Here is a 9,654-nt window from a genome sequence, read left to right as displayed (position 1 = left end):
CGCTGGCATGACTTAGGGCCAGCGCGAGCCGATCCAAGATAAAGGGTCCGGTTGAGGTCGTATGGATTCGGGGAATGCCCAGACCCGGCGCATAGTTGAGGCAAGTGCAACCGCCACGAATTGACGCGAACCCGCCGAGGAGAACCATGAGCTCGCCCACCACTGCAACCGACGCCCAACTCGCCCGTTGGGAGCGGTTCCGTGCAGGCCGAAATGCAGCTCTTGCCACCGAACACGGCTGGCTGACGCTCACATCTTTCCAATGGCTTGAGGCCGAACCTTCCGAGGTGGAACTCGTCCCTGGCCTCTGGTCCACCGACGGCACCACGGCTTTCCTGACGGCGGCCGCTGCGGATGGGCTCACGCTCGTCGAGACGGGACAGGGCGTCGAGGGGACCATCACGGCCACACTGCAGGACGAAGAGTCGCTCATGTGGGTGCAGTTTGGAGGCAAGGACGGCAAGCAAGTCGTGGTGGAACTCGCCATGCGCGCCGACAAGTACGCTGTTCGCACCCGCGACAACAACTCCCCCGTGATGACTGGTTTCAAAGGTGTCCCCACCTACGAATACGACCCCGGCTGGGTTATCGAGGGCCGGTTCGAAGCCTACGATGAGCCCAAGGACGTGCCCATCGGCACGGCGAACCCCCTGGTGGACGGTATCCACAGGTCAGTGGGCGAAGTGGCGTTCCGGGTACCGGGTGTTCCCCACGAAATCCGGCTGCACGCCGAGGAAGAGAAGCTGGGCGCGCTCAACGTAACGTTCCACGATGAAACCAACGGAGAGACCACGGACGAATGGCGCAAGGTTTTCATCCCCCGGCCTCGGCCCGACGGGACCGTGATGATCGACTTCAACCGCGCCATCAACTACCCGAGTGCATTCACTCCGTACGGCACCTGCCCAATGCCTGTCCGGGGCAATTCAATCGATGTTCGGGTGGAAGCCGGAGAGAAGCTTCCGCAAGACTAGCGCCCGGACAGCCACGGTGGTCTGGGCCGGGACGTCTAAGCGATTGCGGAAACCCCTGTCACTGCACGGCCAACGATCAGCGAGTTGATTTCGTAGGAGCCTTCGTACGTGTAGATGGCTTCGGCATCGGCGAAGATCTTCGCGATGCGGTAATCGGTTACGATTCCGTTCCCGCCCAGGATTGACCTGCCCAACGCCACGGTTTCCCGCATCCTGGCGCTGCAGTAGGCCTTGGCAAGCGCCACCTGCGCCATCTCTGCGCCTCCGTGCCGCACTCCTTGCGCATCTGTGAAGATGCCTTCCTGCAGTTGCGCTATCCGAACCATCATCCCCATGCTGGCCACCGCATTTCCCAGCATGTCCACCAGATGTTGCTGGATGAGCTGGAACTTGGCCAGCGGCTTACCGAACTGCATGCGCTCGACGGCGTACTGCCGGGCGACATCGAAGGCTGCAAGTTGTTGGCCAACGGCCTGCCAGGCCACCATGATGCGGGAGCCTCGGAGCAGGTGGTTGGTGTCGACGAAGCTGCTGATGCCAGCGAAGCGGTCTGTCTCAGCTACCTCCACGTCCACAAACACGATGTCGGCGTTCTGCACGGTTCGCAGGGCAATCTTGTTCTCGATGCGACTCCGGGTGATGCCCGGCAAGGATGCGTCAACGATGAAGGCACGCACGGCGCCGTCTGTTTCGTCCTTGGCCCATACCAACATGTAGTCGCAGAACGTCCCGTTCCCAATCCAGCGTTTGGCGCCGTTGATCACCCAGTAATCACCGCCGTCGGAATCTGCCCGCTCAACACGGCGGGCAGTGGTCTCCATTCCGCCGGCGACATCGGACCCATGATCCGGCTCCGTAAGCGCGAAGGCGCCGGTAGTGCGGAGATTGGAGGCGTCGTCGAGGTAGCGGTCCTGCTGAGCGTCGCTGCCAAAGTCGTACAGCGACTCCACGAAGAGATCGTGGTGAACCATGAAGAACGTGGCGATCGAGGTGTCGACGCGTGTCATCTCGGCAATGACCAGGCCGGCGAACAGGTGCGTATATCCGCGCTGGGCGGGCGCGCTGAGCCGGAGGGCCGCGAGCTGAGGGAGGATATGTTCGGGAAACTCGGCTTTCTCCCACCACTGCCCGGCGTATGGTGCGATCTCGGACGCAAGGAAAGCCCGGAGTTCGTTGAGTTTCCGTTGTTCCTGAACGCTGAGCAGCGACTCGAAGTCGAAGAAGTCAGCCGTGGGAAGATCCGCTACAGACGACGGACCGGGCACTGCCGTCCCAGGCAATGGCCCTGGAGAGCCGCTGTAATCGCCCATCATTTGAGTCCCATACGGATGGCGCCATCGAGTCGGATGGTCTCCCCGTTGAGCATGGCGTTTTCCACGATGTGGGCAGCCAGGTTTGCGTACTCCGCAGCACGGCCCAGGCGTGCGGGATGCGGGACCTGCTGTCCAAGGGAATCCTGGGCCGCTTGGGGAAGTCCGGCCATCATAGGCGTTTCAAAGATGCCGGGGGCGATGGTGGCTACGCGAATCAGTGAACGCGCAAACTCCCGTGCCAAGGGGAGCGTCATGGCTGCCACAGCACCTTTGGATGCGGCGTAGGCCGGCTGGCCGATCTGGCCTTCAAAGGCGGCCACGGAGGCGGTGTTGATGATGACGCCGCGTTCAGGCCCACCCAGTTCTGTGGAGATGGGCTCGGTTTCCACCATGGCAGCAACGGCCAAGCGGATCACGTTGAAAGTGCCCACGAGGTTGATCTGGATGACCTTGTTGAAGTTCTCCAGCGGCAGCACGCCTTCGCGGCCAATGACTTTCCCTGGTGTTGCGATACCTGCGCAATTGACCACGATCCGGAGTGGTCCCATGGACATGGCGGTGTCGACGGCGGCCTGGACTTGAGATTCGTTGGTGACGTCGGCTGGAGCAAAGACAGCGCGTGGGCCCGACTCCCCCACCTCCGAACGTGCCGAATTCAGCCTGGCCGCATATTCGTCACCAGCCGACTGCTGCAGATCCACCAGCACCACCGAAGCTCCGGCGTCGAACAAGCGCTTCGCGGTAGCGGCCCCTAGCCCTGATGCCCCGCCGGTTACCAGCGCGACCGTGCCCTTGATGTCCATTCATCCTCCTTGATGCAGACCCAAATCCGTTAATGCATGTTAACTGGAATTGTGGGCAAGCGCACACTTCCGGCCCAGCTAGGCTAATTGCATGTCCAGCCAGATCGAGCCAGCCGGAAGGCCGGCCCCCTCCACAGACGCCGCCGAATGGGCAACACGCGCCAACCAGGCTGCCCGATCAGTGAGCCGAAGCTTCGGCAGGCGGCTACTGTTCCTGCCCGGTACGCACATCGGTGCAGTGAGCCTGCCCAGCAACACCGTCAAAAGCGTCTCTGGTCCTTGGCACTACTGGTGGCAAGCGCACTACGTCGATTGCCTGGTGGATGCGGGCCGCCGCGAACTCGCAAGTAGAACAAAGTTCGACGGCGACTCCCGCCCGAGCGCGGGCCGGCTCGCTTCGCGGCTGGTCACCACAATCCGGTTGCGGAACCTGCTGCGATTCGTCAACGACTACTACGACGACATGGCGTGGCTGGCACTCGCCACGCTGCGCTTGGAGAAGCTGGCGGAGGAGACCAAGAAACCTGGTCGGCGGCGCAACGCGTATGTGCGCAAGAGCCTGACCTTGCAGTTCGATTCAGCTTCAACGGACGACCTTGGCGGCGGTACTTACTGGAGCACCAAGCGGGACTTCAAGAACACCCCTGCCACGGCCCCCGTGGCTCTTTATTACGCTCGTACCGACCACGCAGAGCGAGCACAGAAGTTGGTGGACTGGCTCAACAGCAAGCTCCTCCACCCGGAACGTGGCGTGTATCGGGACGGGCTTCGGATCAGTCAGGGCAAGGTGGTGGTGGATGAGGCCATTTACACCTACAACCAAGGCCCGGTCCTGGGTGCGTTGCTGGAATTGGGCGGTGATGACAACCTGCGCAGGGCCGCCCTGCTTGTGGACGCAGTGAAAAGCGAACTGACGCTTCCCGGCGCGCAGGTCATCCGCGGTGACGGCACGGGCGATGGTGGTCTTTTCACCGGCATCCTGCTCCGCTATCTCGCTTTGGCAGCCCGTGACGCCCGGCTACCAAGCACAACCCGGGATACGGCCAGGTCTTTGGTTCTCGCCACAGCCGAAGCGTTCTGGGACGGGCGCCGCGAGAACCCAGACCAGGCCAAGGCTCGTAGGGGAACTCCAGCCATTGTGTTCTCTTTCGACCCCCAGCGACCGGCGAGCGAGACGTATCCGGTGGGGGCCGCCGTCGAGCTTTCCACGCAGCTTCAAGCTTGGATGGCGCTGGAAGCTGCCGCCACGCTCTAGCTGCCGTTGGACGCGGGACGCTTTCTTTGCGGGTACGGGGCCTCGTGACGGGCAAGCATCTCGACGAAACCGGCGATCTTGCGCGCACGGGTGTCTGCCCGCTTGACCCCGTTGGTGCGGTGAATGAGGGCGAAGCGGTTCTGGGAGGTCAGGCAATCGAACATCGCCTGGGCCTCCGGGACTGCGGCGATAGCTGCCGCAAGGTCATCCGGAACCACGGAATCGGCTGGCCCGGCGTAGGCAGCTTCCCAGCGGCCATCAGCTTGTGCGGCTTCGACGGCCGCTCGTCCGGCATCGGTCATCCTGCCCTCGGATTCCAGTCGCGCAATGTGGCCCACATTGCGCGCTGACCAGATGCTCTTGCGGCCGCGGGGCGTCATTCGCTGGAAGTAACTCTCGGCGTCGCGGCTCTTCGCTTGGCCATCGATCCAGCCAAAGCACAGGGCCTCATCCAGGGCGGCGTCGTAGTCCAACTCCGTGACGTTGCCGCCCTTCTTGTGCAGGATCAGCCACACGCCGGGGCTCTCAGCGGCATGCTCCGAAAGCCAAGAGCGCCAGGCGGCGCCGTCTGCGACAAGAAGTTCCTCAAGTTCACTGGGCATGGTTCATTCTCCTGTGAAACGCGCCGTGCCCGGCAAGGCCACGCGGCATAGGCTGGGAGCGGACACCCGAACCGCGAGGACCCAGCCCAGGAGGACCAATGTTGCGAGCCCGCCCCATCCACTACACATCGCACTTTGAGCAGTGGGCCTCGCTGCTGCAGGCGCTGGGTTTGGTGAAGATGGTGGACGACGGCGACTGGCAGGAGTTCGACGCCGGTTCGGGCCGCGTCGCGTTGGGCCGGCTGGAACACGGCCACCCACTGGATGGCTACACGATTTTCAGTGTCGAGGTAGGGAATCTGGAGGAGTTCGCCCGCCGCACCGAGGAAGACGGCACCCAGGCGGAGCTCCATGAAGCCTCCTACGGGCCCACGGTGCGTATCTCGGCCGACGACGGTTTCGAGTTCTTTGCTTTCCCCGCGCGCCAGGCAGCAGATGGTAGCTGGGCCACATCAAGTGATGCCGATCCAGCACTCACGGTGGCAGCGACGTGGGTCAGCCCCTTGGTGGCGTTCTCCGCAAATGTTTTGCGAAACATCGGCGCCCGGCCACGCACGGAGGACGACGAATCGGCCACGTTCACCACCAAGAACGGCGGAATCCTTCGGGTTATTCACGGCGCGGACGCCACCAACGGGGACCTCGCCTTTGAGTATGACGGCGATCTGGAACCACTGCTGGCGCGCCTCAAAGCTGCGGACATAGAGACCAGGATCTCCGAAGACGTCCTGTACGTTGCCAACCCGGATGCTGTGAGCGGCGCGGCGCCGGCGTCGATTGTGGTGGAGAAGTCACCGGTCACGGCCGCGTAATACAGCCGAGAGCGTAACGCCGCAGCCACGGCGCCGTTGCCAAGGAAGTTCGGCTGGGGATGCGGTAGAACTTAACCATGAGCGTACGTACACCCGACCCGTATCCAGGCTGGCTTTCAGATGAAGACCTCTTCGAAGCCCGCGGCCGCCTCCCCATGGTCTACGTGGAGGCCGTTCCGGTCAGGTTGGATCCGCTCGGCTATGTGAACGAAGTGGGCACCCTCCTTCAGGGCGACGCCGACGGAAACATGGTCCGCTACCTCGTCTCCGGCCGCGTTCTCTACCGCGAAACCATCCGTGCGGCGCTCCTGCGGCACATGGAGAAGGACCTCGGCCCCCTGGCTTTCCCGCAGTTGCCCATCAGCCCTGTTCCCTTCACGGTGGCCGAATATTTCCCGGCTCCGTCGCAGACGGGCTTCACGGATGACCGCCAGCACGCCGTTTCACTGGCCTACATCATTCCTGTGACCGGCGAATGCGAACCCCGCCAGGACGCTTTGGAGCTCACGTGGATGACGCCGCAAGAGGTGCTCAGCGACAACGTCCAGCAGGAATTCGACGGCGGCCGGGGGAACCTCGTCCGGCAAGCCCTGGCTTTCTCGGGCATCGTTCTCTAGCGGGTCCCGGCCCCTTCACCAGCTGGTCTTTGTAGACTGGACGGCGGACCCACGAGAACCAAAGGACTTCCGATGACTCACAGCCCAGCCACACAGCAATACATGGAAAAGCAGGCTGGGGACCTGCGGCCCGGGGATTTTGTGTTCCCACCCGGTGACGGGCCGGCCGAGGAAATTGCCGCCGTTGAGGTGGAAAACGACGATTACGGCGTGGCCGCGTTGCTGCTGGTGACAATGCTCGACGGCGGTACGTTGCGGATCGCTGTAGGGTCCAGCGTTCCGGTGGGTGACGGAGTTCCGGTGGACTCCGAAGGCGCCGACTCCAGCGCCGCGGACGAAAGCACCACTGACACCAGCCCCTCCGGCTCCAGTACCTCAGCAGGGGGCGACGCCGACGCTCCCACGGGGCCCGCCGTCGTCGTTCCTCCGCGCCCGGAAACGCCGCCGACGCACACCGGTCCCAGCGCCGAAGAGCTGGCCCTCATCCCTGAACCGGACGGCACACCCGAAGCCGTGGTCCGTGCCGCCGCTGCCAACCATAAGGGCAAGAACGGTGTGCAGGTCCTGGCGGATCGGCTCGCGAAGGGCATCAACACGAAGTCTGGGAGCTGCCTACGGGACCTCAGCGATCTCGCCTTCGATCTTTGCATTGTGCTGCGCGATCCGGACCATGCTTTGGCAGTCGCCGACTTGCTGAATGTGTTGCCCTTTGACGGCAACCTGGACCGCTGGGCATCGATCGAACGTGCCCTGGCGCTATCCAGTTTCATTTGCCGCGAAGCCGGACAAACCGAACGTGCCGCGGTTTACGAGAAACTGCTGCGCGCGCCCGAGTCCCAGGAAGAAGACCCCTTCAAGGCGCGGATCAACGCCCGGGTCAGGCAGCGTTCGCTGAACGAACCCAATCTGTACGACAAGGAAATCTTCCGCGCAATCGACAACGGGAACCACGAAGCCGAGCGCGAATGGCGGTTCCTCCGGCTAGAAGCGTTGATGTTCCTGCGCGCCCACGGTGGATCGAAGACCATCGACGAGGACGAGCTGGCCCGGCGGATCGGCAATGAACTTGAGTCGGTGCGCGCCTAGCTTTTCCTGTACCGCTTATTCGGGAATATCAAGACCTGTTATGTGGGCGCCAACGGCGGTAGATTCGGGGCCATGACGAACAATCTGAGCGTTGTGATTAATGCCGACGCGCAGCAGGTTTGGACAATGCTGCGCGAACCGTCGTTGGTGGCTCAATGGCACGGCTGGGAAGCCGACGATCTTGCCGACGAAATCAAACAGATCTACTTCAACACCGATGTTGTTGAGGGGCCCGACCACACGAGCCTGACCGTCAACGGCGGCGACGTTTTTGAGCTCCACCCCGTCTCCGGTGGTACCGAAGTGCGGGTCACCAGGGCCGCCCTCGACCACAACTCGGAATGGGCAGAATGGGATGAGGACATCACTCAGGGGTGGCTCACCTTCCTGCATCAGCTGCGATTCGCGCTGGAACGGCACCCACACGGGCAACGCCGGACCCACTTCATTTCCCTGCCGGGTAAAGGTGGGCCGGCGATTGAGAAACTGGGACTCGGGGATTTGCCGCCTGTTGGGGACGAGTACTCACTCACTCTTGCCACCGGTGAGAAGATCTCCGGCAAGGTCTGGTTCAAAAGCCGGCACCAGGTGGGCCTCACCGTGCACAGCTACGCCGAGCATGGGGAAGGACTGCTGATCGTAGCGGAGCAACTGCCCATTCCGGAGAAAAGGCCCGACGGCGGCTCCATGGTGATTGCCTCCACCTACGATCTGGGGGCCCACACCTTGGCGGACATCCGGTCCTCGTGGGACAACTGGAAGGCTGAGAACTACGGCTAGCAGGGGTTTTTGGGCAGGTTACCCGCGGTAAAGCTGGCAGACTTGGTAGCGTGCCAGCTTCCCTTCCTGCTTCTGCGTCTTTGTCCGATCTTTCTGCTGCGCCGGGTTCCACTCCGCATGCGCGGCCTGAGTTGCCCAGTTTGTCCCACCGGCAATCCGAGTTCTCCTTTTCCGTGGGTAAGCGCCTCACGGAAACGTGCTCGCCGTCGGACGCTCAGGTAGACGCCAACGGCGGCGCTTTCCTGGGCCGAACCGGAACCATCACCACACCGCACGGCACCATCCAGACGCCGGCGTTCATCGCCGTCGGGACCAAAGCCACAGTCAAGGCCGTGCTGCCTGAGTCGATCGCCGGGCTCGGTGCCCAGGCAGTCCTGGCCAACGCCTACCACCTTTACCTGCAGCCGGGGCCCGAGATTCTCGACGCCGCTGGCGGGCTTGGCGCGTTCATGAACTGGGCGGGGCCAACCTTCACTGACTCGGGCGGATTCCAAGTGATGAGCCTTGGCTCCGGGTTCAAAAAAGTCATCGATATGAAGAACGTGGACAGCTCAGGACCCGACGACGCAGTAGCGCCCGGCAAGGAGCGGCTGGCGCACATTGACGACGACGGTGTCTGGTTCAAATCGCACCTCAACGGGGATCGGCACCGCTTCTCCCCCGAAATTTCCATGCAGGTCCAGCACCAGATCGGCGCGGACATCATGTTCGCCTTTGACGAACTCACCACGTTGCAGAACTCCCGGGCCTACCAAGAGGAGTCGTTGGAGCGAACGCGGCTGTGGGCGCTGCGATGCCTGGACGAGCACGCGTCGTTGACTTCTTCCCGCGTGGGCAAGCCGTACCAGGCATTGTTCGGCGTGATCCAGGGAGCGCAGTACGAGGACCTGCGACGGAAGGCCTGCCAGGACCTGGGCGCCATGCCCTTTGACGGATACGGGATCGGCGGTGCGTTGGAGAAGGAAAACCTGGGCACAATTGTGCGCTGGTGCAACGAGGAACTTCCCGAGGACAAGCCCCGGCACCTGCTGGGCATCTCCGAGCCGGACGACATCTTCACGGCTATCGAGAACGGTGCCGACACCTTCGACTGTGTCTCCCCCACCCGTGTTGCCCGGAACTCAGCGTTCTATACCCCGTTTGGCCGGTTCAACTTGTCCGGGGCCAAGTACAAAACGGACTTCGGGCCGCTACAGGACGGCTGCGATTGCTACACCTGCGTGAACTATTCACGGGCCTACATCCATCACCTGTTCAAGGCCAAGGAAATGCTCTCTGCAACCCTGATCTCCATCCATAACGAGCGCTTCGTGGTGAAGATGGTGGACGACGCCCGTCTGGCCATCGAATCCGGGGATTTTTTCGAGTTCAAGGCGGAGACCCTGGGCCGGTACTACTCGTAGGCGTCGAGA

General features: G+C 62.7%; 10 protein-coding genes. 7 read left to right on the top strand and 3 right to left on the bottom strand.

Annotated elements, in window-relative coordinates; all coding sequences use genetic code 11:
* Positions 1 to 146 precede the first annotated feature (146 nt).
* Positions 147 to 974 (top strand): DUF1684 domain-containing protein, encoded by an 828-nt coding sequence (locus tag A477_RS0115505; protein ID WP_017199864.1) that lies wholly within the window; start codon positions 147 to 149, stop codon positions 972 to 974.
* Between the two features lie 35 nt (positions 975 to 1,009).
* Here the strand turns inward: A477_RS0115505 and A477_RS0115500 are convergent, their stop codons facing one another.
* Together A477_RS0115500 and A477_RS0115495 are read right to left on the bottom strand one after the other, a co-directional pair.
* Positions 1,010 to 2,284 carry an acyl-CoA dehydrogenase family protein gene (locus tag A477_RS0115500; RefSeq protein ID WP_044568987.1) on the bottom strand — a complete coding sequence of 425 codons (1,275 nt, stop codon included), beginning with the start codon at positions 2,282 to 2,284 and terminating at the stop codon, positions 1,010 to 1,012.
* Positions 2,284 to 3,090, bottom strand: coding sequence for an SDR family NAD(P)-dependent oxidoreductase (locus A477_RS0115495; RefSeq protein ID WP_017199862.1), 807 nt, complete (start codon positions 3,088 to 3,090; stop codon positions 2,284 to 2,286). Before A477_RS0115495 ends, A477_RS0115500 begins: the two co-directional genes overlap by 1 nt.
* A gap of 91 nt (positions 3,091 to 3,181) precedes the next feature.
* Here A477_RS0115495 and A477_RS0115490 point away from each other — a divergent pair, with 91 nt between their 5' ends.
* Positions 3,182 to 4,345 (top strand): glycoside hydrolase family 76 protein, encoded by a 1,164-nt coding sequence (locus tag A477_RS0115490; RefSeq protein WP_017199861.1) that lies wholly within the window; start codon positions 3,182 to 3,184, stop codon positions 4,343 to 4,345.
* Here the strand turns inward: A477_RS0115490 and A477_RS0115485 are convergent.
* Positions 4,342 to 4,947, bottom strand: a complete 606-nt coding sequence (locus A477_RS0115485; RefSeq protein ID WP_017199860.1) for a YdeI/OmpD-associated family protein — start codon at positions 4,945 to 4,947, stop codon at positions 4,342 to 4,344. The genes A477_RS0115490 and A477_RS0115485 overlap by 4 nt on opposite strands.
* A gap of 98 nt (positions 4,948 to 5,045) precedes the next feature.
* Here A477_RS0115485 and A477_RS0115480 point away from each other — a divergent pair, with 98 nt between their 5' ends.
* From A477_RS0115480 to tgt, 5 genes are all read left to right on the top strand, one after another.
* Positions 5,046 to 5,759, top strand: coding sequence for a hypothetical protein (locus A477_RS0115480; RefSeq protein ID WP_017199859.1), 714 nt, complete (start codon positions 5,046 to 5,048; stop codon positions 5,757 to 5,759).
* Positions 5,760 to 5,836: 77 nt separating this feature from the next.
* The gene (locus A477_RS0115475; RefSeq protein ID WP_017199858.1) at positions 5,837 to 6,376 is read left to right on the top strand and encodes an NUDIX hydrolase family protein; all 540 of its coding nucleotides are present in this window, start codon (positions 5,837 to 5,839) and stop codon (positions 6,374 to 6,376) included.
* 72 nt (positions 6,377 to 6,448) lie between these two features.
* Positions 6,449 to 7,462, top strand: a complete 1,014-nt coding sequence (locus tag A477_RS0115470; protein WP_017199857.1) for a DUF6707 family protein — start codon at positions 6,449 to 6,451, stop codon at positions 7,460 to 7,462.
* A 72-nt stretch (positions 7,463 to 7,534) separates the two neighbouring features.
* Entirely contained in the window at positions 7,535 to 8,242 is a 708-nt protein-coding gene (locus tag A477_RS0115465; protein ID WP_026005672.1) for an SRPBCC family protein, read from the top strand.
* Positions 8,243 to 8,373: 131 nt separating this feature from the next.
* Complete coding sequence (gene tgt / locus A477_RS0115460; protein ID WP_020372828.1) at positions 8,374 to 9,645, top strand: tRNA guanosine(34) transglycosylase Tgt; 1,272 nt, start codon at positions 8,374 to 8,376, stop codon at positions 9,643 to 9,645.
* The last annotated feature ends 9 nt before the right edge of the window (positions 9,646 to 9,654 follow it).

The organism is Arthrobacter sp. M2012083, from assembly GCF_000281065.1.
Taxonomy (GTDB): Bacteria; Actinomycetota; Actinomycetes; order Actinomycetales; family Micrococcaceae; genus Arthrobacter.
The sequence above is the reverse complement of the archived record's forward strand: the minus strand, read 5'-3'. Positions and strand labels throughout refer to the sequence as shown.

Excerpts from the sequence above, each read along its gene's own strand:
- A477_RS0115475 (WP_017199858.1), top strand. The coding sequence starts at position 5,837 with ATGAGCGTACGTACACCCGACCCGTATCCAGGCTGGCTTTCAGATGAA.
- A477_RS0115490 (WP_017199861.1), top strand. The coding sequence starts at position 3,182 with ATGTCCAGCCAGATCGAGCCAGCCGGAAGGCCGGCCCCCTCCACAGAC.
- A477_RS0115505 (WP_017199864.1), top strand. The coding sequence starts at position 147 with ATGAGCTCGCCCACCACTGCAACCGACGCCCAACTCGCCCGTTGGGAG.
- A477_RS0115480 (WP_017199859.1), top strand. The coding sequence starts at position 5,046 with ATGTTGCGAGCCCGCCCCATCCACTACACATCGCACTTTGAGCAGTGG.
- A477_RS0115465 (WP_026005672.1), top strand. The coding sequence starts at position 7,535 with ATGACGAACAATCTGAGCGTTGTGATTAATGCCGACGCGCAGCAGGTT.
- A477_RS0115485 (WP_017199860.1), bottom strand. The coding sequence starts at position 4,947 with ATGCCCAGTGAACTTGAGGAACTTCTTGTCGCAGACGGCGCCGCCTGG.
- A477_RS0115495 (WP_017199862.1), bottom strand. The coding sequence starts at position 3,090 with ATGGACATCAAGGGCACGGTCGCGCTGGTAACCGGCGGGGCATCAGGG.
- A477_RS0115470 (WP_017199857.1), top strand. The coding sequence starts at position 6,449 with ATGACTCACAGCCCAGCCACACAGCAATACATGGAAAAGCAGGCTGGG.
- A477_RS0115500 (WP_044568987.1), bottom strand. The coding sequence starts at position 2,284 with ATGGGCGATTACAGCGGCTCTCCAGGGCCATTGCCTGGGACGGCAGTG.